At 60.9% G+C, this 21,353-nt stretch carries 18 protein-coding genes; 10 read left to right on the forward strand and 8 right to left on the reverse strand.

Translation table 11 applies throughout. The features are described from left to right. Window positions 1–115: 115 nt before the first annotated feature. Complete coding sequence (locus NEZ08_RS11020; protein ID WP_298106753.1) at window positions 116–760, reverse strand: hypothetical protein; 645 nt, start codon at window positions 758–760, stop codon at window positions 116–118. A 792-nt stretch (window positions 761–1,552) separates the two neighbouring features. Between NEZ08_RS11020 and NEZ08_RS11025 the strand changes: the two genes are divergently transcribed. From NEZ08_RS11025 to hflX, 4 genes are all read left to right on the forward strand, one after another. After that, entirely contained in the window at window positions 1,553–3,901 is a 2,349-nt protein-coding gene (locus tag NEZ08_RS11025) for a PAS domain-containing sensor histidine kinase (RefSeq protein WP_298106754.1), read from the forward strand. Between the two features lie 17 nt (window positions 3,902–3,918). After that, window positions 3,919–5,286: a sigma-54 dependent transcriptional regulator gene (locus NEZ08_RS11030; protein WP_298106755.1), complete on the forward strand. Its 1,368-nt coding sequence runs from the start codon at window positions 3,919–3,921 to the stop codon at window positions 5,284–5,286. Between the two features lie 251 nt (window positions 5,287–5,537). Further along, window positions 5,538–5,786, forward strand: coding sequence for an RNA chaperone Hfq (hfq, locus tag NEZ08_RS11035; protein WP_006020546.1), 249 nt, complete (start codon window positions 5,538–5,540; stop codon window positions 5,784–5,786). A gap of 12 nt (window positions 5,787–5,798) precedes the next feature. Then, entirely contained in the window at window positions 5,799–7,178 is a 1,380-nt protein-coding gene (gene hflX, locus NEZ08_RS11040; protein WP_298106756.1) for a GTPase HflX, read from the forward strand. A gap of 227 nt (window positions 7,179–7,405) precedes the next feature. Here hflX and NEZ08_RS11045 read toward each other — a convergent pair whose 3' ends face one another. From NEZ08_RS11045 to nthA, 6 genes are all read right to left on the reverse strand, one after another. Then, complete coding sequence (locus NEZ08_RS11045; RefSeq protein WP_298106757.1) at window positions 7,406–8,368, reverse strand: MBL fold metallo-hydrolase; 963 nt, start codon at window positions 8,366–8,368, stop codon at window positions 7,406–7,408. 301 nt (window positions 8,369–8,669) lie between these two features. Continuing rightward, window positions 8,670–9,677 (reverse strand): TorF family putative porin, encoded by a 1,008-nt coding sequence (locus NEZ08_RS11050; RefSeq protein WP_298106758.1) that lies wholly within the window; start codon window positions 9,675–9,677, stop codon window positions 8,670–8,672. Between the two features lie 453 nt (window positions 9,678–10,130). Continuing rightward, window positions 10,131–10,973 (reverse strand): nucleoside triphosphate pyrophosphohydrolase, encoded by an 843-nt coding sequence (gene mazG, locus NEZ08_RS11055; protein ID WP_298106759.1) that lies wholly within the window; start codon window positions 10,971–10,973, stop codon window positions 10,131–10,133. Between the two features lie 122 nt (window positions 10,974–11,095). Further along, window positions 11,096–11,482 (reverse strand): nitrile hydratase accessory protein, encoded by a 387-nt coding sequence (locus NEZ08_RS11060; RefSeq protein ID WP_298106760.1) that lies wholly within the window; start codon window positions 11,480–11,482, stop codon window positions 11,096–11,098. Next, entirely contained in the window at window positions 11,479–12,141 is a 663-nt protein-coding gene (gene nthB / locus NEZ08_RS11065; protein WP_298106761.1) for a nitrile hydratase subunit beta, read from the reverse strand. The genes NEZ08_RS11060 and nthB overlap by 4 nt, the downstream gene beginning before the upstream one ends. Next, window positions 12,138–12,761, reverse strand: a complete 624-nt coding sequence (gene nthA, locus NEZ08_RS11070) for a nitrile hydratase subunit alpha (protein ID WP_298106763.1) — start codon at window positions 12,759–12,761, stop codon at window positions 12,138–12,140. Before nthA ends, nthB begins: the two co-directional genes overlap by 4 nt. 228 nt (window positions 12,762–12,989) lie before the next feature. Here nthA and NEZ08_RS11075 point away from each other — a divergent pair, with 228 nt between their 5' ends. From NEZ08_RS11075 to NEZ08_RS11090, 4 genes are all read left to right on the forward strand, one after another. Beyond that, on the forward strand, window positions 12,990–13,967 hold the full coding sequence (locus NEZ08_RS11075; protein WP_298106765.1) for an amidohydrolase family protein: 978 nt from the start codon (window positions 12,990–12,992) through the stop codon (window positions 13,965–13,967). Window positions 13,968–14,046: 79 nt separating this feature from the next. Continuing rightward, window positions 14,047–15,399: an MFS transporter gene (locus NEZ08_RS11080; protein WP_298106767.1), complete on the forward strand. Its 1,353-nt coding sequence runs from the start codon at window positions 14,047–14,049 to the stop codon at window positions 15,397–15,399. A 42-nt stretch (window positions 15,400–15,441) separates the two neighbouring features. Then, window positions 15,442–15,840 (forward strand): DoxX family protein, encoded by a 399-nt coding sequence (locus tag NEZ08_RS11085; RefSeq protein WP_298106769.1) that lies wholly within the window; start codon window positions 15,442–15,444, stop codon window positions 15,838–15,840. Window positions 15,841–15,863: 23 nt separating this feature from the next. Further along, window positions 15,864–16,670 (forward strand): enoyl-CoA hydratase/isomerase family protein, encoded by an 807-nt coding sequence (locus NEZ08_RS11090; protein WP_298106771.1) that lies wholly within the window; start codon window positions 15,864–15,866, stop codon window positions 16,668–16,670. Window positions 16,671–16,693: 23 nt separating this feature from the next. Here the strand turns inward: NEZ08_RS11090 and NEZ08_RS11095 are convergent, their stop codons facing one another. After that, window positions 16,694–17,899, reverse strand: coding sequence for an ABC transporter substrate-binding protein (locus tag NEZ08_RS11095; protein WP_298106790.1), 1,206 nt, complete (start codon window positions 17,897–17,899; stop codon window positions 16,694–16,696). Window positions 17,900–18,403: 504 nt separating this feature from the next. Here NEZ08_RS11095 and NEZ08_RS11100 point away from each other — a divergent pair. Continuing rightward, the gene (locus NEZ08_RS11100) at window positions 18,404–19,423 is read left to right on the forward strand and encodes a TRAP transporter substrate-binding protein (protein WP_298106773.1); all 1,020 of its coding nucleotides are present in this window, start codon (window positions 18,404–18,406) and stop codon (window positions 19,421–19,423) included. A 24-nt stretch (window positions 19,424–19,447) separates the two neighbouring features. Then, window positions 19,448–21,334, forward strand: coding sequence for a TRAP transporter large permease subunit (locus NEZ08_RS11105; RefSeq protein ID WP_298106775.1), 1,887 nt, complete (start codon window positions 19,448–19,450; stop codon window positions 21,332–21,334). Window positions 21,335–21,353 lie beyond the last annotated feature (19 nt).

The raw sequence follows: 21,353 nt of genomic DNA on the forward strand, positions 1-21,353 counted from the left end.
CGCCGTGGTGGTCGGCTTTGCGGCTTCAAGGGGAATTCGATCTGATCGGCCGTAGCTAGGGTTGGTGCCCGGCGTCGCGTAAGGTGTGACGCGCGCCGCGGTCACTGCAGCGACGTTAGTACTCCGTTCGCTGCCACCTCGCCGCATTCTGCATTGCCAGCGGACGGGTGACTTCTTCTATCAAGGCAGCCCGAGCCTTGTTTCGCTCGTCTCCGTCAAGGGCCTCGCACAGGCTATTGACCAGAACGTAACGCTGTAAGTCTTCTAGCCGGCTACGAAAGCTGTTGAGCTGTGCTGTTGTTTTCCCATAAAGAACGAGACCCATCCCGGCTACAATTTCGAGTATAGCGCCGGAGAGGAAAGCGCTTCCAGAGGGAAGCGCTTCCACTACTGCTGCAACAAAGAAGATCAGCCCGACTCCCGAACCCACCAATGTCCAAAAGAATATGCGGTAAGATTGCGCCAGCGCGATTTGGTAATATCCGGCCAATAACTCCATGTTTGAAGCAGCGATGAGTTGAACGTCTGCCGTAGCAGCCGTGCTAATCCGCTGAATAGAGTCGCGTACAAAGCTGTTTTCAGCCTTATCCGCACCGATGCTGCCCAAAAGGCCTCTGACCCATATTTCGAACCTGTGAAATTTGATCCGGCGTGCGGCCTCTTTTTCCGGCTGACTTTCCACCATAGTAAGGATCGGTTCTGGCGCGACGATCTGACTATGGGGTAATTCGGTACACCCCTTTTCCGGCTGGATTTCCATGACGAAAGACTCCGGCTTCGGCTGGTACCTGGTGCCTAGCTGGCGGCACGTCGGATGTGCCGGCTGGAGTTAAGGCGCATGGCAAACGGCTACCAGTTGAACTTGTTCCTAGCGGGTTCCAAGCTTTCCCTTGAAGGCGCGAAATCGCAGCCTCGAGGCACCCGTGCGAGCATTCTGCCTCGAGCAACTGGTCCTGTCGTGCAAGCGAGTTGGCGTCTCCCGAAACAGTCAGGTGCTACGAATCCAACGTCGTCGACGCGATAGCTCTGGAGCCAATCGGCGACAGGGATGGCCGTCTGCTCAGGTGCTGCAAAGGGTGGACGCCCCATTCAAAAGCGGAGCGCTTACCGGCCTCTCCGTTGGTGAGTCAGATGGCCGGCAGTCGACGTTCCATTTGTTGACGGGGCAAGCGTACCGCGGGCGGATTAGCGGTAGGCGCGGCGGGGACTCCAAAAGTTGGGTGATCGCGGTTGCCCGAGGCTTTGCGGAAGGGCGGCAGCAGGCTGCTAACGGCGGCGGCAAATGACCCTTTTAGACGCCCCCGGGAGGCAAACCGTCCGGCACTGTGGGGCGGGCGCGCGGGCCCGAAAGGATAAAATCGATCGACCTTTGTAGGGCGCCCGAGTGCGTGACGGTTTGATAGATCGTGGCCGAAACAAGTCCTTGAAATTTGTAAGACACTCAGAAAACACAGCTATTTGGCACTGTAGTGTATCGGCAACAATGTGATATGATTGCATCAGTCCGCAAGTCAGGCGCGGGCGATCCGCCTTCATCGCATCATTTGCCGGAATGACCAGCGTAGACAACTCGGCCGCACAACTCGATCCGTCCCTCGCTGAGCCCAAGGGGCGCTCCCTGATGAGACTGCTGGCGCCGATTGCCATCGGCCTGGCGCTGCTCTCGGCTGTCCTGACCTTTGTCGTCCTGACGGGCCTGACCCGGATTGAGCCGACGCGCCAGGTCGCGGTGTCCTTCATCCTGATGAATGGCGCCACCATTCTGGTGCTGCTCGGCATCATCTTCCGCGAGGTCTGGCAGCTGATGCAGGCGCGCCGGCGCGGCCGCGCAGCCGCGCGGCTGCACGTTCAGGTGGTCAGCCTGTTCTCGATCATCGCGGTGCTGCCCGCCGTTCTGGTCGCGGTCGCCGCCAACATCACGATCGACCGCGGCTTCGACCGACTGTTTTCCGGCCCGACCAAGGCGGTGATCGAAAATTCCCTGATCATCGCGCGGGCCTATGTCGAGGAACACGCCCATCTCATCCGTGGCGACATTCTCGGGATGGCGAATGATATCGCGCACGCCCGGCCGCTTTACGACCAGGACCGCCAATCCTTCCGCGAATTCCTCACCGCAAGCGCCGCTTCCCGCAATTTGCCGGGGGCCATGCTGATCGACAAGGATCGGCACGTTCTTGAAAGCGCGCAAACCGGAATTCCGCTCGCGTTCGCCGAGCCGCCGGCCGACTTCCTGAACAAGGTCAAGGAAGATGAACCAGAGATCGCGGTCCTGCCTGAGCAAAACTATGTTGCGGCTCTGATCCGGCTGCGCTCGTTCCAGGATACCTTTCTGTATGTCGCTCGTCCGCTCGATCCGCATGTCGTCGATCAGTTGAAACAGACCGAGGCGAGCGTCGCCGAATATGCGGAAATCGAGTCGCGCAGGCTCGGCATCCAGGTCAACTTCGCGCTGATCTTCGCCGTGATTGCGCTGACCATCCTGATGGCCTCGATCCTGCTGGGCCTGAATTTCGCCAACCGTCTCGTGACGCCGATCCGCCGGCTGATGGGGGCCGCCAACATGGTCTCGACCGGCGACCTCAAGGTGCAGGTGCCGGTGCTTCGCTCGGAGGGGGATCTTGCGCAACTCGGCGAGACCTTCAACAAGATGACGCAGGAACTGCGTACCCAGCGCGACGAACTCGTGAATGCGAGCGAACTGATCGACAGCCGTCGGCGCTTTATCGAGGCGGTGCTGTCATCGGCGAGCGCCGGCATCATCGGCGTCGATGCTTCGGGCAGCGTTGGCATTCTCAATCGTTCGGCGGAAAAGCTGATCGGCCATGTCGAATCGGAAACGCTGGATCATCCTCTGTCCGACGTGCTTCCCGAACTCGACGAGATGATGAAAACGGCCCGGGAAGGAACCCAGCGGCTGGTACAGGGCCAGATCACGATCAACCGCGAGGGCAACGAGAGAATCCTGTCGGTGCGAGTCACCGCCGAACAGACGAGCCAGAGCCGCGACAGCTACATCATCACTCTTGACGACATCACCGAGCTCGTCTCCGCGCAGCGAACTTCAGCCTGGGGCGACGTCGCTCGCAGGATCGCTCACGAAATCAAAAATCCTCTGACTCCGATTCAGCTCTCGGCCGAGCGCATCCGCCGCAAATTCGGCAAATCAATCACCGAAGACAAAGCGGTGTTCGAACAGTGTACCGAAACGATCGTGCGGCAGGTCGACGACATCAGGCGGATGGTCGATGAATTCTCGCGTTTTGCACGAATGCCCAAGCCCGTCATCGAAGGGGAAGACGTTGCCGACACCGTGCGCCAGGCCGTATTCCTGATGCGAGTCGGTCATCCGGACGTCGATATCAACGCCGAAATCAAGGAAGAGCCTCTACGGGCGAAGTTCGACCGCCGCCTGATTTCGCAGGCGCTGACCAACATCATCAAGAATGCCAGCGAGGCGATCGAGGCGGTTCCGGCCGGTGAGTTGGAGAGGGGCCGCATCGACGTCATCGCCGCGCGCGACCGCGACGATATCGTGATTGACGTGGTCGACAATGGAATTGGCCTGCCCAAAACCAGCCGCGCGCGCCTGCTCGAACCCTATGTGACGACCCGTGAAAAGGGCACCGGTCTCGGGCTTGCGATCGTCGGCCGCGTTCTTGAAGACCACGGCGGCCGAATCGAACTGCACGATGCATCGGAAATGCGGCCCGGTGCGCGGGGCGCCTGGATGCGGCTGCGATTCGCGATCTCGGGCCAAGCGGTACCGGTGGAGGGCGTACCCCCCCGTGCCGAAACGGTCGCTGCGCCCGCCGAAACAAAGCAGCCCACGGAAGAAACCGCAGGATCATCAGACACGACTAATGAAAAAAACAGAATTGAAGCCGCAACGGGCAATTGAGAATACGGGCGTCTCCTATGGCAAGTGATATTTTGATTGTCGATGACGAGGCGGACATTCGTGACCTGGTCGCCGGGATTCTCGACGACGAGGGATTTGCGACGCGGACGGCGCGGGACAGCGATTCCGCGCTCGCAGAGATCGCCAGCCGGCGTCCGAGCCTGGTTTTTCTCGACATCTGGCTGCAAGGCAGCAAGCTCGACGGGCTGCAACTGCTGGAGCAGATCAAGCGGGACCATGCCGATCTTCCTGGTGTGATGATCTCCGGCCACGGCAACATCGAGACCGCGGTCGCGGCCATCAAGCGCGGCGCTTATGACTTCATCGAGAAGCCGTTCAAGTCCGACCGCCTGATCCTGGTGGCGACCAGGGCGCTGGAAACCTCGCGGCTGAAGCGTGAGGTGAAAGAACTCAAGCAATTGGCGCCGGCCGCGAGCGTCATGACCGGCCGTTCGGCCTGCATGAATCAATTGCGCCAGACCATCGAGCGCGCCGCCAAGGCCAACAGCCGGATTCTGATCGTCGGCCCGTCCGGTTCCGGCAAGGAGCTTGCTGCACGCACGTTGCACAACATGTCCACCCGTGCCGACGGCCCGTTCGTCGTCATCAATGCGGCCGCGATTACGCCCGAGCGCATGGAGATCGAACTCTTCGGTGTCGAGCCCAACGGCGAGCACGCGCGCAAGACGGGGGCGCTGGAAGAAGCGCACGGCGGCACGCTGTTCATCGACGAAATCGGCGACATGCCGCGCGAGACCCAGAACAAGATCCTGCGGGTTCTCGTCGATCAGACGTTTCAGCGCCAGGGCGGCACCGCCAAGGTCAGCGTGGATGTTCGCATCATTTCCTCGACCGCGCGCAATCTCGAGGAAGAGATTGCCGCAGGTCATTTCCGGGAGGACCTCTACCACCGCCTGTCGGTGGTGCCGATCCGCGTTCCGCCGCTGTCGGAACGTCGCGAGGATATACCCGAGCTGATCGACTATTTCATGGATCAGATATCAGCCGCGACCGGCCTGCCGAAACGCCAGATCGGTCAGGACGCGATGGCGGTTTTGCAGTCGCATGTCTGGCCGGGCAACGTCCGCCAGCTTCGCAACAATGTCGAGCGGGTGATGATTTTGGCGGGTGGTGGACCGGAAGTGATTATTACAGCCGATATGCTGCCGCAGGATGTCGGTTCGATGGTACCGGCGATGCCGACCAGCAACAACGGTGAGCACATCATGGGTCTCCCACTCCGGGAGGCGCGCGAGGTATTTGAGCGCGACTACCTGATGGCCCAGATCAGCCGATTTTCCGGCAACATCTCCCGTACTGCGGAATTCGTCGGTATGGAACGATCGGCCTTACATCGCAAGCTCAAGGCGCTCGGCGTCGGGTAGCTCTTTTGCGCTGTGGATGAGGCTCGGCGGCGGAATTTCGGCCTGTTTTTGCAGCTCTTTTGGGAATTGGCCTCTCTTGGCCCGCTGGTCACGCGCGAAGCTGCTTGCCTAATAGCAAAGCCTGCCCTCTAATCACACCATCGTGCTCCCCGGAGGGGGATCTCAGGGAGCCGATAGCCGAAGGACTGCTTCGTCAGAAAGTGGCCGTCGGTTCAACAAGAAGAAGCACCGAGACCTGCGGGATAAAAACAATGGCGGCAGACCGCGCACAAAATCTACAAGACACCTTCCTCAACCACGTTCGAAAAACCAAAACGCCACTCACGATTTTTCTGGTCAACGGGGTCAAGCTGCAAGGCATTGTCACATGGTTCGACAATTTCTGCCTGCTGCTGCGGCGCGACGGTCACTCACAGCTTGTCTACAAGCATGCGATCTCGACCATCATGCCGGGGGCGCCGATCCAGTTATTCGAAGGCGGCGAGGATGCACCGGCTTGAGAGTAAGCTGATTTGGAACCCCGAACTTCTGACGGGGGAGCCGACCGTCCGCGGTCGGCGATGGGGAAGCAAACCGGGCGGGTGATTGTCATCGGCCCCTACTTGCGCACGCGCCGGGCAGGCCCGGACGCGCGGGAGGATTCTGGTGTCAGCCGCGGCTTGGAAGCAAGGCTCGAAGAGGCCGTAGGGCTCGCGCGCGCCATTGATCTTGTGATTGCCGGGGCGCTGATCGCGCCGGTCAGTCAGATCAGGCCTGCGACCTATCTCGGCAAGGGCAAGGTCGAGGAAATCATCGGCCTTGTCGCCAGCCACGAGGCAGAACTCGTGGTCATGGACTGCGCGCTGTCGCCGATCCAGCAGCGCAATCTGGAAAAGGCGTGGCGGACGAAAGTGCTCGACCGCACCGGGCTGATCCTCGAAATCTTCGGACGTCGCGCCAAGACCAAGGAGGGCGCGCTTCAGGTTGAGCTCGCGCACTTGAATTACCAACGCAGCCGTCTGGTGCGGTCGTGGACGCACCTCGAGCGCCAGCGCGGCGGCTTCGGCTTCATGGGCGGTCCCGGCGAGACCCAGATTGAGGCCGACCGCCGCATGATCGGCGAGCGGATCACGCGGCTCGAAAATGAGCTGAAGAAGGTCCAGGCGACGCGGCGGCTGCATCGTGCCGGACGGCAGCGCGTACCCTACCGCGTGGTGGCGCTGGTCGGTTACACCAATGCCGGCAAGTCGACGCTTTTCAATCGCCTGACCCGCGCCGACGTCCAGGCAGCTGACATGCTGTTTGCGACCCTTGACCCGACCATGCGCGCGCTCAATCTGCCGCATGGCGGCAAGGTGATGCTGTCGGACACCGTCGGGTTCATTTCCAACCTGCCTACCCAACTGGTCGCCGCATTCCGCGCCACGCTCGAGGAAGTGCTGGAAGCTGACATCATTCTTCACGTCCGCGATATCTCGCACGAGGACAGCGAGGCACAGGAGCAGGATGTGGAAGCCGTATTGCGTCAGCTCGGCATCGATCCGGCAGGCGGGCAGCGCATTCTTGAAGTCTGGAACAAAATCGATCGCTTGACGCCGGAAGAGCGCGAAAACGTCACGAATATGGCCGCGCGTCGTCCTCCGGACCGGCCCTGTTTCCTGGTTTCCGCCGAAAACGGGGAGGGGATCGATCGCCTACTGGCCGCAATCGAAGATTTGCTGGCGGCGAAGCGCACGACGCTGCATCTGTCGATCGATGCCGCCGACGGCGCGGGCATCAGCTGGCTGCATCGCAACTCTGAAGTTCTGGACAAGAATTTGCTCGACGGTCGCTACGAGATGACCGTGCGTGTCGATGAGACCAAGCGCGATCTCGTGATCAACCGCTTCGATGCGGTGCCCAACGGACCGTAGTCGTCCGCCCGGAATTGCTGGACCGGCTCTCTCCGAAGGCGATTATCGAGAGCCGCAGGAGACAGGCCGGCTATGGGGCCAACAGCCGGCATCATCTTGGACAGACCCTCCGCCGGTCGCCTCGCCGCGCCCCGAGTTCGTCGCGCTTGCGAAGATGCCTGAGCGCTACGTCACGGGCGGGGATGCTGCGAAAAGTTCAAGGAGCGTCGATGCCGGCGCGGCTGCTTCTAAAACGTAAACTGCTTGCCTACCGCGGTCGGAACGAGCGCGTCTGGAAAGGCATTCGCCAGCGCCGTCATGGCGCGCCAGCCGGTGCAATGGCCAGCCGCAATGGTCGTGATACCGAACTCTTTCAGACCTTCGATGGTCTGCGGAATAATCGCCTCGTTTGGACCGGACAAGTGCAGGCCTCCCATGATGGCGTGGATGGGAAGCCCGGGAAACGTCGCGCGGACGTGCCGGCACACATTGACGATGCCGGCGTGCGAGCAAGCCGAGAGCACGACCAGTCCCTTTCCGGCCACGTTCACAGCGAGCCAGCGCTCATCCATCAATAATTCATCGGGCTCCCAGCCGGCAGCAGTCCGCCTGACCTGCCCGGGATAACCCCGCTCGAACCCGCTCTCGCGCGGAATTTCGCCGCTGACGTAAAATAGGCCGCCGAGCAACGCTTGCGGCTCGGTCGTCACCATCAACTCGGCACCGAAATCGGCTAGCTCGACGGCGCTCGGCACATCGTCCATCCGTCGCACGGCGCCGTTCGGTTGGCGGACACCGCGGGTTACGAACATGCCGGGATGGGCATAGAACGGCACTTTGGCGCCGCCGTTGCGCGAACGGATCATGCCGAGCGCAAGCAGCATTGCTCCGGCATGATCCCAATGTCCGTGCGACAGCACGATGGTCTCGACCGCGCCGAGATCGACTGCAAGCCTCGTGACGTTGCGCTGGAACGTGTAATCCTCCGGTCCAGAATCAAACAGCAAGGCACGGCTAGCGCCGCCGCGGTGCACGGTAACCAGGCACGACAGGCCATGGGCGGCACAGCACAGGCATCGAGCGGAAGGCGTGAGCCCGCGCCGGCCGATATACGCGCTCTCGCTTTCGACGAAAGCGGGGTTTGACGAGAGCGTATCGGTGGAGTTGTCCACCAGAACACGGATTTCCAGTTTTTCGACAGCCTCAAGCACCGACATTCCAACCCGTTGCGCCTTTGCTTAGCGCACTGTTGGACAAAACCGTGTCGCGATCAAGAGCACTGCGTGTGCTCGCATGACGGGCGAGAACAAGCCAAACCCAAGCCCACACGGTCTACTTCAGACCGAGATTTGACTTTGTCGACCGTGAGGCCGAACTCCGCTCGAAGCTGATCACGCTTGAACGCGATCACTGTAAGCGTCGAGCGAAGAGAATTCGACCCGAACCCTTCTCAGCGAGGGAGGGCGGCAAACCCTGCCGCCGCCCCTGGTGCCAACATCCTGGTCCCGAAGATCATTTCAGATTGCTCATTGCGGTTAGGTCAGCCGAGAGCTTGACGATACCGGCCGCACCGCACCAGTTGGAGCCTGCGCCACCCGGATTGATCGCGGTGACATTGGCGGTGCCGGACGCGTTGAAGGCGCTGGTAAAGGCGTTGCAATCTCCCTTCGACAGGTCGGTACCGGAATAGCGAAAATCCAAAGTGAACGTCTTGTAGGTAAAGCCGATGCCGACGTTCCAGGTGTTGTAGCTGGCGTAGGGAATTCCGGCGGAGAAATTGCCAAGCGGACTGTTGACGCCATAGAACGAGTCCGACGTGCCGAGCCATTGCCGGCCGAATTCGCCGGAAACGTACATCCCGATCCCGCTCTTGCCGAACGTAGTCGACGGCGCCGTGTATTTTCCTGTGACCGAAGCGTAATTGCCCCAGGCGCCGGAGTTCAGGAAGCTCGGCGTGTAGAACTCGGTGACACCGAATTGCCAGTTGTCGGTGACCGTGTAGTTGGCCTTTCCATAAACCTCATAAAAGCTGACGTCTTTCTTCATGACGTTGCCGTTGGCAAGGAAGATCGTGTCGGTCGAGACCGGACAGACGTTGCCTCCTGGAATGCCGCCAGTCAGCACATTGTCGGCGCAACTGCCGCCCGGATAGAGATAGCCCCAGACACCGAAGTCCAGCGCGAAGGCGCCGAAGGTCGGGCGAATACCGCCGTAGATGTCCACTTCGGCGGCCGCACGGTTGGCGAAGGAAATGCTCTCCGTGGACGAGCCGACATAGAGCTGCAGATCCTTGTTGATGTTGTAGCGGGGCTCGAAATAAGCGGCTACCGACGGTTGATGATTAGACTGCGTGATGCCGCGGAAAACATAATCGTTCATCAATGCGCCGCCGAAGGCCACATCCCAGGGGTCGAAGGTTGGTGCCGGCGGCGCCTGTAAGGCTTTCACCGGCAGGTCGGCCGCGAAGGCCGATCCCGAAACAAACGCCAGCATCATTGCGAATGAAGCAACTTTCCTCATCTCGGTCCTCAAGCTTGACTTTGGCGGCGCAGCAGCCGCAAAGGCAATTTTCTGAATCTCAAAAATTACTGTTAGGGAATGTGCGCTGCGGCGAAGCTGCCGAGAAGCGCAAAAGGAAATCAACTGATGCCTTTTTAGGCGTTTTCTGCGTTTCCCAGAATGTTGTCGACGTGTGTGGCATTTCGACAACGACCTTGATCGTCAGTCAGCGATTGCCGCAGAAGGGGCATATCGGCGAGAACGCGAGCGCGGAGTTCTTGGCCGATCGGTCGAAGGAAGATCGCCTCGAGCCATTGAAATCGACGAAGCGGCGAATCGGTTTCAAGACGAACGCTGCAGCCGTCACTGGCCGAACTGGAAGAGAAATCGGGCAAATACGAGTTACGCGCTGCTTGTCAGCACGCGACCTCACAAATCAAGTCTGCGGTCACAAAATCCCGGCAGGCGCTCGATTCACTCGCTTGGCCGCGACGATGACCGGGTTTCGTTCGCCTTCGCCTCATTCCAGAGCGCATCCATCTGCGCAAGCGTCGCCGCATCGAGCGAGCTGCCCTGGCAGGCCAGCGCGCGTTCGATATAGGCAAAGCGGCGCTCGAACTTGGCATTGGCACCGCGCAAGGCCATTTCGGGATCGGCATCCACATGGCGGGCGAGGTTGACCAGTGCGAACAGCAGGTCGCCGGTTTCTGCGGCGAGTTCTGCCTTGTCGCCGTGATCGAGCGCAGCCTCGATCTCGTCGGCCTCCTCGCGGATCTTATGCAGGACCGCGCGCGGGTCGTTCCAGTCAAAGCCGACCGTTGACGCCTTGCGCTGCAACTCCATCGCGCGGGTGAGAGCCGGTTGCCCGGCCTTGACGTTCGACAACAGCGAGCTGGCAGCGATGGTTTCGGTGGGACGCCGCGCGGCGCGTTCGGCCTTTTCCTCGGCCTTGATGCGTTCCCATGCGCTCTTGACGCCGGCGGCAGCGATATTGCCATTCTTGTCCGCGAAAACGTGCGGATGGCGCCGGATCATTTTCCGGCAGATCGCCTCGACCACATCGCCGAAGTCGAACGCTTTCTCTTCCTCGGCCATGCGGGCGTGATAGACGACCTGGAGGAGGAGATCGCCGAGTTCGTCTCTGAGATCGTCGAGATCCTTGCGGGCAATAGCGTCCGCGACCTCATAGGCCTCTTCGATCGTGTAGGGCGCAATTGTCTCGAAGTTCTGCTCGAGGTCCCAGGGACAGCCGGTTACCGGCGTACGAAGTTGCGCCATGATCTCGATCAGGCGGGAAATATCGCGGGAAGGGGTCATTGGGCACCGGACGGCTAAATTATCTCCGGCTCTGTATGCCGCAATAAGTTCGCAGCTCCCAGAGAAACCAGAACGCTACGCGCCAATTCCTTGGGATCAGAACATGCCTGCCGGTCGATCGCTCAAGCGCTGGGCGGAAAATCCTCGGGCCTCAAGACGATCGGCGCGCCGTGAGGTGTGCGGTCGGCGGCATGGTCCCAGGCGTCGCGGTAGCGATGCTGGGTCTCGATCGTTGCTACACCTTTCCTGGCGATCATTTTTTCCAGGGTATTGAGCCAGTGCCGGTAATAGGTTGTCCCCGTATCGGGATCGCCAGCCGCCTGCGCGATGTTGATTTCATCGGCGAGCGCCGCGGCCCATTCGTTCCAGCTGAACAGGCCGCGATCGTAAAGCGAGAGCGTCATCGCAAAGGCCTGCGCTTCCCAGGGCTCACGAAATACGGGCCCGTCCTCGTCCCGTGGCAGGTCCGGCAGAGCGCGCGTTGCCCGGTCAATGGCGGCGCTGGTCATGATGCCGGCTCCAGATAGGGCTCGAAGGCGTCGATCGAGACCTTGAGGGTGGGATCGGCATCCGTCCCCCACAATTCGGTGCCGCCGAAAACCACATTGTAAAGCCATTGCGGATTTTCGCCCAATTCCATCGCTGCCGAATCCGGGAAAACCTGGCAGCCCAGAATGCGTTCGACCACGCCGACATGCCCACGCGCGTAGCGGGGCAGGCGGGTATGCGTGAGCGGGTGCATGTTCTTCGCCCGCACGCGATCGCCGGGCTTGAATTTGGCGGCTGCTTGCGGTGTGCGTTCGAAGCAGCCGCGCACCATGATGCGCTCGACATCATCGAGCCCGAACTGACCGTTCTTGAGCGGCTTTGCAGCCGTCTTCGCGTGGCCGGCCGCGAGTTCAGACTCGGTCACAAAACCCTTGTCCGCCAGATTGTGTTCAAGGCCAAGCAGCCATTTCTGATAATAGGAGCTCCTCAGATAAACCTGCGGCTGCAGCATTTCGCGGTAAAAGCGGGAGGTATCGATGTTGTAGGCGCCGGCTGCGCCCATAGCGCGCACCATCGCCATCACGCGGCCTTCCCACCTCTCGTGAAACGTCGGCTCGTCGATTTCGGCTTCGACCTTGCCGAAACCATCCATGCCACCCATGTCGTGCACACCGTTCATGAGGGCGCTCCGGGTAGCTTGGGAAACCCCGTACCGATCATCGAGTCCCGCGTGACGAGTTCAGCGAGTTGCGCCTCGCTCCAGCCTTCCGTGCCTTTGGGGCGCATCGGCAACACCAGAAAACGCGTCTCGGCGGTCGAGTCCCAAACGCGGATTTCGGTTTCCTTGGGCAGGCTGACGCCGAAATCGGCGAGCACGCCGCGCGGATCTTTCACCGCGCGCGAACGATAGGGGGCGGCCTTGTACCAGACCGGCGGCAAGCCGAGCATTTCCCACGGATAACAGGAGCACAGCGTGCAAACGACCATATTGTGCCGCTCTGGCGTGTTCTCGACCGCGATGAGGTGATCGCCGACCCGACTGACATGGCCGAGCGTGCCGACCGCCTTGCTCGCATCGTCCAGCAAGGCCCTTTTGAAGGCCGGATTTGACCAAGCCTTGGCGACGACCCGTGCGCCATTGTGCGGACCAATCTTGGTCTCGTAGGCCTGGATAATCGCATCCAGTGCCGCGGGATCGACATAACCCTTTTCGGTCAGAATTGTCTCAAGCGCGCGCACGCGCAGTTCGGTTTCGGAGAGCTCCGAATGGTCGTCATGATGATGATCGTGGTCGGTCATAGGCAATGCAAGGTTGGGCCATGGGAGAACTGAACAACCATTCTCGGCTTCGGACCGCAGCCGGTCAAGCCGACGCTCGCAGCCAGGTTCTGACTTCGGATATCTTCTCGGCTGCCGGGTGGCGTGCGGGGGCAATCCACTGCAACGAACAAGCAGATTTGAACTTGCCAAATGGACAGTGTACTGCCTAACTGTTGAAGAAGCCGAAAAAAGGGGAGGCGTGCTGCGATGCAGGGAAAGGTGGCGCTGGAGGAGCATTTTGCGATTCCGGAGACCCTTCAGGACAGCGCCGGCTTTGCACCTGAAGCAGATTGGCCCGAATTGAAGGGGCGACTGCTCGATATTCAGGAGCGCCGCTTAAGGGAAATGGATGCGCACGGCATTGAGATGATGCTGCTGTCGCTCAACGCTCCGGCGGTACAGGCGATACCGAATCCCGAGAAGGCCGACGACGTCGCGCGGCGTTCGAACGACTTCATGGCTGAGCAAATCGTTCGCCAGCCGACGCGCTTTGCCGGCCTCGCGGCGCTGCCGATGCAAACGCCTGAACTCGCAACGCGGGAACTCGTTCGATGCGTGAAGGAGCTCGGTTTTTGCGGCGCGCTGGTCAATGGTTTCAGCCAGATAGCCGACAGTCCATCCGGGATCTATTACGATATCAAGGCGTATTGGCCGTTCTGGGCGGAGGTCGAGCGGCTCGACGTGCCGTTCTATCTGCATCCGCGCAATCCGCTGCCGAAGGATGCGGCGATCTACGAAGGTCATCGCTGGCTGCTTGGACCATCCTGGGCGTTCGGGCAGGAAACCGCCGTTCATGCGCTGCGGCTCATGGGCTCGGGATTGTTCGATGCGCATCCGCGACTGAATATCGTGATCGGACATATGGGGGAGGGGCTGCCCTATTCGATGTGGCGGATCGACAACCACAACAAGTGGATGCGGGTGCAAAACAACTATCCGGCCAAGCGCCTGATCGGAGAGTATTTCCGCGAAAATTTTTACATCACGACATCGGGAAATTTCCGTACCCAGACGCTGATTGATGCCTTGCTTGAGATCGGCTCGGACCGCATCCTGTTTTCGACCGACTGGCCGTTCGAGAATATCGACCACGCCTCGGACTGGTTCGATGCGGCGCCGATCTCCGAGATCGACCGTCAGAAGATCGGACGCGACAATGCGAGGGCGCTGTTCAAGCTGAAATGAAGCCGCCGCGCACCCGCCGGTAGAAGCGGGAGCGGCGAACGAGCGAGCGATAAGCAAAGCGATGAGGGGGAGGCGAAGCATGGGTTCGGGGAACGAAGTCGATATCCACGAAGAATTGGCAGGCGCGGCTATCACGCCTCTGCACAGGATGCTCGGCGCCATGGTCACGCTGATCACCATGTTCGATGGCTACGACACGTTCAATCCGGCCTATGTCATTCAGTATGTCAGGCAGCCGTGGGGTCTGTCGCCCAGCCAGGCCGGCTTTTTGGTCAGTTCCGGATTGATCGGCTTTCTGGTCGGGGCGATGGGCCACGGCATGGTCGCCGATCGTTACGGGCGCCGCAAGACGCTGCTGGCCGGCTTGTGGATCGTCAATCTCCTGACGCTTGCGACGGCCATTTTTGCCAACAGCTTTGCAAGCTTCTGCGGCTTGAGATTTCTCACCGGGCTTGGGCTCGGCGTGCTGCTGCCGCTCGGCACCACCTTCATCAATGAACTCGCGCCGCCGCGAGTCAGCAACGCTTTCTCATTGTGGGGGGTGACGTTCGGCTGGTCGCTGGGTGGTGTGTTCGCCGGATTGGTCGGGGTTTTCCTGACACCGACCCATGGCTGGCAGATTCTCTATTTCGTCGGCGCGGCGTCGATCCCGCTGACGCTTCTGGTCCATGCCGTGCTGCCGGAGAGCCCGAAATTCCTGGCCGCGCGCGGTCGCATTGAGGAGCTGCGGGCGCTGATGGTGCGGCTGCGCCCCGATCGGAACAGCGTCTATGCCAATGCGACGTTTCGCAGCCCTGAACGGGCCGCGCCCAAAAACACCATCGCCGCCCTGCTTGCACCGCGCTACCGCCGCGTTTCCCTGACGATCTGGATCACGGCCTTCCTGACGCTGTTTGCCATCTTCGGGCTGGTCGGGTGGATTCCCACCGTGATGATCGCTCGCGGCGAGACCTTTGCCTCGGGCTTTGCTTATGGCGCTTTGATGCAGGCGACGTCTTTTGTCGGCGGCTTGACGCTGGCGATGCTCGCCGACCGCGGACTTGCCGCAACGCCGCGCCTGCTTGGCGCATGGTGGATCATTGGGGGGATGGCGGTTGGCTCGCTCTTGTTCGTCAACGGACACGCCTTCAACTTCGCGGTCGTCGCGGTCGCCGGATTCTGCGTGATCGGGGCCCAGCATGTTCTCAACAACTTCACGGCCAACTCCTATGAGACGGGCTTTCGCGCCAGCGGTGTCGGCATGGAGCTTGGGGTAGGGCGCGTCGGCGGTATCCTTGGGCCGTTCGTCATCGGCTTTCTGCAACAGGTGACGGGAAGCCAGCAGGCGGTATTTTGGGCGATCAGCGGCGCCGCCATCGTGGCGGCTCTGGTGATCGGTTCGCTTTCGGTGCAAGGCGCCGGCGCCACCGCCAGCGTGGCGCCGGCTGAATAGCTTTCATTCATAGAGGGGGAAAACAGGATGACGACTCCGGGAATGACGACACCCACGCAGGACAAGGTGCTGCTCGCTGCGCGCTTGTTGGTAACTCCGCTCTTCATCTACAGCGGCATCGGGAAAGTCCTGGCCTTCGAAGTCACCGCGGGGCGGCTTCCGGGCGGCGCAGGTGGTTTCGGCAGCGTTCTGGCGGCCTGCGCGATCGCGATCGAACTCGGGGGTTCCCTGGCGCTTATCCTCGGCATCTATGCGCGCTATGCGGCGCTCGCGTTTATCGTGTTCACGATCCTGGCGAGCGTGATGTTCCACAATTTTTGGGCTTCGCCGCCGGCGCAGGTCGTGGGCCAAACCATCAACTTTGGCAAGAACCTTGGGCTGATCGGCCTCTTTGCGGTCCTCGCCGCGTTCGGTCCGGGCAACTACGCGCTTCGGAAATAGCAACGCTGAACCGGGAAGGGCCCATGGCGGATTTCGTCAGCATTGAAAAGGGCCTTGGGCCCGAAGGTCGCATCGCCGTGGTACGGTTCGACCGTGGCGACGGCATCAACGCCCTGTCCCCGGAAGCCATGCGCCAACTGACCCGCGCAGCCCGCAGCTTTGAGGACGACGCCGACACATCGGTCGTCGTGTTAACCGGTGGGCCGAAAGCGTTCAGTGCAGGCTTTGATCTCAGGGACGCCGAGGGCCGCTCACGCAAGTCGATGGATATCGGCGCTCTGCGCCGGCATTTGAAGCTCGGCCCCCGGCTCGCCCGGGCCTGGCAGGACATGGAACAGATCACGATCGCAGCCATCGAAGGCTTCTGCATCGGCGGTGGTATTGCGCTGGCGGTCGCACTCGACTTCCGTGTCATGAGCCGCGCCGCCCATGTCCGTATTCCCGAAATCGGGCTCGGCATGAACATGAGCTGGCAGAGCATTCCGCGCCTCTTGCACTTGATGGGTCCGGCGCGCACCAAGCAGGCGGTGATCCTTGCCGATCAGCGCATCTCCGCCGAGGAGGCGTACGCCTGGCGCCTGGTGGAAGAGGTCGCTGAGCCCGGCTCTGCTTTCGAGGCGGCGATGGTGCTCGCCGGCAGGTTCGCGCGCCAGCCGCCGATCTCGGCAGCGATGACCAAACTCACCATCAACCGCCTGACGCACGCGCTCGATGATCTCACGAGCCATATGGATGTCGACCAGTTCGCCCTGGCGACCATGACCGAAGATCACGAAGAGGGCGTCGCCGCATTCCTGGAGCGGCGCAAGCCGCGCTTCAGGGGCCGCTAGCAGCGGCCCCTCGGACGGGTAGCCTAGCCTTGTCCGCCGCTCGCTTCGCCACTCATAACGGGTCCGAACCGTTGCCAGGTTTGGCCTTTGAAGCTCATCAGCTGCAATTGCCGAATCGGTGCGAAATCGGTCGGGCTGGTGTTGATCCTGATGCCCGGCAGCAACAGGCCTGGGTCAAAGTCTTTCAGGTTCGCCGCCTGCTTCATGACATTGGCGCGGGTAAGGTCGTTACCGCATTGTTTGAGCACCTGAACCATGGTGCGCGCGATCGCATACCCATAGCCGGTAAATGCGTCGGACTTATCGTAGCTCGCAGCATATTTATCCATGAAGACATTCCAAGCCTTCATGTCGGCGCTGGTTTTCCATTCGGGATCCGTCGAATCTTTCAGATAGGTCGCCGAAATAATCCCTTGTGACGCATCAAACCCAGCCGGCTTCAGGACGCTGCCGACGGAAGCGCTGACATTGTTCAGAATGAACATCGGATGCCATTTGAGCTCGTAAGCCTTCTGGATCGACTGCGCCGCAAACTTGGGAGTTGCGATATCGACGAAAACGTCGGCGCCGGAGGCCTGCAAGTTGACCATCTGCGAGCTGACCGTAGGCTCCGATACGTCATAGCCTTGCTCGGCAACGATCATGCTCTTGCCCTTGTCACCGAGACCGTCCTCGAGGCCCTTCAAGTAATCCTTGCCGTAGTCGTCATTTTGATAGAGGACCGCAATCTTGGCGTCCGGCTTTTGCTTTAGGATATACTTTGCATAGATGCCGGCCTCGACCTGGTAGCTGGGCTGCCATCCCATGGTCCAGGGAAAGTGCTTCGGGTCATTCCACTTGGTCGCGCCGCTTGCCACGAACAATTGCGGCACCTTCTTATGGTTCATATACGGCCTGATCGCGGTGTTGCTGGGCGTGCCCAGCGAATTGAAGATCAGCAGCACCCGGTCATCCTCAACGAGCTTGCGAGCCTGCTCGACGGCCTTCGGTGGACTGTAACTGTCGTCGTAGGATATGAAATCGATCTTGCGCCCGTTGATCCCACCGTCGACGTTGACCTTGTGGAAGTAGGCGGCTTCTACGCGGCCGATCACGCCATAGGCGGAGGCGGGGCCGCTATAAGGCATGATGTTGCCGATCTTGATGCTTGTGTCGGTCGCGCCTGGGTCATATTGACCGGCTGCAAAAGCAAATTGACCGGCTGCAAAAGCAAAACCTCCGATCGTCATAACGATGAGGGCCGACACCATTGCGGCTCGCCAGCTAGCAGGGCGCATCGTCCTTCTCCTTTGTTGCCTTCGAGGAAGGAAGGTATGGGCCCCCGCATCGTGCAATTCGGATTTGGCGGTTTCGTTTCAACGCGCGATCTGCATCTTTCGGCTAGCAAGGCTCTTGCAAGGCCACGCCGGCCTCGCAAGAACCGATTCCTTGGGATGGCTGGCAAGTCCAGGCGTCGCCAGCGGCAGCATCCATGATTCGCATAAGGTATATTATGGAACATTCGATTCCACATAGATTCCAGACATTTGTATGCAAATCCTCAGCTTCCAGCGAAATGGGAAATCGATCCTGCCGTGTGCCCGCGGTATTGGAACAACCCTGCAACATGCGGCTGGGACCGTGGCAAAAAGCGTAAAGAACTGCGCTTGGTATTTCCTTTGAAAGCGGGCAAAAAGCGATCGGGACGCTTCCCGCAGGAAGCCGATAAGAAGGACGATCTGGGAGACGACGAGATGGGTTTTTCGCGACGTTCGTTATTGAAGACTACGGCTGCCTCGGCCGTATTGGGCGGCTTGGGCGCGCCGCTGGTGGCGCGGGCCCAGCAAGCCGAATTCGCTTACAAGTTCGCCAATAACCTGCCTGACACGCATCCGCTGAATGTCCGTGCCCGTGAGATGGCGGCGGCGATCAAGACCGAGACCAACGGCCGATTTGATCTGCAGATTTTTCCCAACAATCAGCTTGGCGCGGATACGGACGTTTTGAGCCAGCTCCGGTCCGGCGGCGTCGAGTTCTTCACGATGTCCGGCCTGATCCTGGCGATCCTGGTGCCGGCGGCATCGATCAATGGGATGGGATTTGCATTCCCGGATTATCCGACCGTCTGGAAGGCCATGGACGGCGATCTCGGCGCCTATGTGCGCAAGGAAATCGCCAAGGCCAATATCGTCGCGTTCGAGAAGATCTGGGATAACGGGTTCCGTCAGACCACGTCTTCGACCAAGCCGATCACCGGCCCGGCCGACTTCAAGGGCTTCAAGATCCGCGTGCCGGTATCGCCGCTGTGGACTTCGATGTTCAAGGCGTTCGATGCGGCGCCCGCCTCGATCAATTTCAACGAGGTCTATTCGGCGTTGCAGACCAAGATCGTCGAGGGCCAGGAAAATCCCTTGGCGCTGATTGCGACTGCCAAACTCTATGAGGTTCAGAAATACTGCTCCCTGACCAACCACATGTGGGACGGCTACTGGTTCCTGGCGAACCGGCGGGCCCTGGACGCGCTGCCACCGGACGTGCGCGCGATCGTCGAGAAGAACGTCAATGCCGCGGCGCTGAAGGCCCGTACCGACACCGAAAAGCTCAACGAGACCGTCCGGGCGGATCTCTCAGCCAAGGGCTTGGTCTTTAATCAGCCGGATCTGACGCCATTCCGCGACAAGCTGCGCTCAGCGGGCTTCTACTCCGAATGGAAGCGCAAATACGGTGACGAGGCCTGGTCGATCCTGGAGAAATCCGTCGGCAAATTGTCCTGACGCGCGCAACGAAGGCTGACGAAGATGGTGAATGCCGGGGCGGCGCAGGCGATGGCGGCCGGTGAGGCGGTGTCCCCTCCTCGCCGCCGGACGGCTGCCGCCCGGCTCGAGAATGCCGTTGGCATGCTGGTCGAAATTCCGGCCGCGCTGCTTGTCTTGGCCGAGATCATCACACTGTTTGCGGGCATCGTGGCGCGTTACGTGTTGCAGCAGCCGCTGATCTGGTCGGACGAACTAGCCTCGATCCTTTTCCTGTGGCTCGCGATGCTCGGCGCTGTCGTCGCTTTCCGCCGCTCCGAGCATATGCGGATGACGGCGGGAGTTGCGAACGCCGGGCCTGCTCTCCGCGCCTATCTCGATGTGCTCGCGACCTGCGCTGCGCTGGCATTTCTGCTTTTGATAGTCGGCCCGAGCTACCAGTATGCCTACGAGGAGAGCTTCATCACGACACCGGCGCTGCAAATCTCCAACAGCTGGCGCGCCGCGGCGTTGCCGGTCGGCACCTGCCTGATGCTGCTCTTTGCCTTCCTGCGGCTGATGCGGGTTGGCGACGCTGCGCTTGTCATCAAGGCGGTATTTTCAGTGGCGGCTCTGGTGGCGCTGTTCTGGTTCGCTTCGCCATGGCTGAAGCCGCTCGGCAACCTTAACCTCGTCATCTTCTTCGTCGGCGTGGTCGGCTTCTGCGTCTTTGCGGGCGTGCCCATTGCATTCGCGTTCGGGCTCGCGACGTTCGGATATCTCGCGCTGACCACGCGCACGCCATTGATGGTGCTGGTCGGCCGGATGGACGAGGGCATGAGCCACCTGATCCTGCTTGCGGTGCCCTTGTTCGTATTCCTGGGCCTTCTGATCGAAATGACCGGCATGGCACGGGCCATGGTGACGTTTCTGGCGAGCCTGCTCGGCCATGTTCGCGGCGGGCTGAACTACGTGCTGGTCGGCGCCATGTATCTGGTTTCGGGCATTTCCGGTTCAAAGGCCGCCGATATGGCCGCAGTCGCCCCGGTCTTGTTCCCCGAAATGATGGAGCGCGGCGCACGTCCCGGCGATCTCGTCGCCCTGCTGGCGGCGACCGGCGCGCAGACCGAAACCATTCCTCCGAGCCTCGTGCTGATCACCATCGGCTCGGTGACCGGCGTCTCGATCTCGGCGCTGTTCACCGGCGGCCTCCTGCCCGGCGTTGTGTGCGCGATCACGCTCTCGGCGCTGGTATGGTGGCGTTATCGTCGCGAGGATCTGAGCCATGTCAAACGGGCTACGAGGTCGGAAGTTCTCCGCGCCTTCGTCATCGCCCTGCCCGCGCTCGCGTTGCCTTTCGTGATACGCGCCGCGGTGGTCGAAGGCGTTGCGACTGCGACCGAGGTTTCCACTATCGGCATCGTCTACGGCTTTGTCGTCGGCCTTACGATTTACCGCCAGTTCGACTGGCGGCGGCTGGTACCGATGCTGATCGAGACCGCCTGCCTTTCCGGCGCGATCCTGTTGATCATCGGAACGGCGACCGGCATGGCCTGGGGGCTGACCCAGTCGGGCTTTTCCCGGGCGCTGGCAGCCGCGATGACCGGCCTGCCCGGGGGCTCTGCCAGCTTCATTGCCGTTTCGATCCTGGCTTTCATCGTGCTTGGCAGTGTGCTCGAAGGCATTCCGGCCATCGTGCTGTTCGGTCCACTTCTGTTCCCGATTGCCGGCGCCGTCGGCGTGCACGAAGTTCACTATGCGATGATTATCATTCTGGCGATGGGCATCGGCCTGTTCGCGCCCCCCTTCGGCGTCGGCTATTATGCGGCCTGCGCCATTGGCCGCGTCGATCCCGCCGAGGGCATCCGCCCGATCTGGGGTTACATGCTGGCCCTGCTGGCAGGCTTGATTATCGTTGCAATCTTTCCATGGATATCGATCGGCTTCCTTTAAGCAGCAAGTGAGGGTGACC

This window comes from Bradyrhizobium sp., assembly GCF_027451485.1.
Lineage (GTDB): Bacteria > Pseudomonadota > Alphaproteobacteria > Rhizobiales > Xanthobacteraceae > Bradyrhizobium.

Bases quoted from the DNA above. Each gene is read 5' to 3' on its own strand.
- NEZ08_RS11020 (WP_298106753.1), bottom strand. From the start codon at position 760: ATGGAAATCCAGCCGGAAAAGGGGTGTACCGAATTACCCCATAGTCAG.
- nthB (WP_298106761.1), bottom strand. From the start codon at position 12,141: ATGAACGGTGTGCACGACATGGGTGGCATGGATGGTTTCGGCAAGGTC.
- NEZ08_RS11105 (WP_298106775.1), top strand. From the start codon at position 19,448: ATGGTGAATGCCGGGGCGGCGCAGGCGATGGCGGCCGGTGAGGCGGTG.
- NEZ08_RS11085 (WP_298106769.1), top strand. From the start codon at position 15,442: ATGACGACACCCACGCAGGACAAGGTGCTGCTCGCTGCGCGCTTGTTG.
- NEZ08_RS11095 (WP_298106790.1), bottom strand. From the start codon at position 17,899: ATGACGATCGGAGGTTTTGCTTTTGCAGCCGGTCAATTTGCTTTTGCA.
- NEZ08_RS11080 (WP_298106767.1), top strand. From the start codon at position 14,047: ATGGGTTCGGGGAACGAAGTCGATATCCACGAAGAATTGGCAGGCGCG.
- mazG (WP_298106759.1), bottom strand. From the start codon at position 10,973: ATGACCCCTTCCCGCGATATTTCCCGCCTGATCGAGATCATGGCGCAA.
- NEZ08_RS11075 (WP_298106765.1), top strand. From the start codon at position 12,990: ATGCAGGGAAAGGTGGCGCTGGAGGAGCATTTTGCGATTCCGGAGACC.
- NEZ08_RS11030 (WP_298106755.1), top strand. From the start codon at position 3,919: ATGGCAAGTGATATTTTGATTGTCGATGACGAGGCGGACATTCGTGAC.
- NEZ08_RS11100 (WP_298106773.1), top strand. From the start codon at position 18,404: ATGGGTTTTTCGCGACGTTCGTTATTGAAGACTACGGCTGCCTCGGCC.
- nthA (WP_298106763.1), bottom strand. From the start codon at position 12,761: ATGACCGACCACGATCATCATCATGACGACCATTCGGAGCTCTCCGAA.
- NEZ08_RS11060 (WP_298106760.1), bottom strand. From the start codon at position 11,482: ATGACCAGCGCCGCCATTGACCGGGCAACGCGCGCTCTGCCGGACCTG.
- NEZ08_RS11090 (WP_298106771.1), top strand. From the start codon at position 15,864: ATGGCGGATTTCGTCAGCATTGAAAAGGGCCTTGGGCCCGAAGGTCGC.
- hfq (WP_006020546.1), top strand. From the start codon at position 5,538: ATGGCGGCAGACCGCGCACAAAATCTACAAGACACCTTCCTCAACCAC.
- NEZ08_RS11025 (WP_298106754.1), top strand. From the start codon at position 1,553: ATGACCAGCGTAGACAACTCGGCCGCACAACTCGATCCGTCCCTCGCT.
- NEZ08_RS11050 (WP_298106758.1), bottom strand. From the start codon at position 9,677: ATGAGGAAAGTTGCTTCATTCGCAATGATGCTGGCGTTTGTTTCGGGA.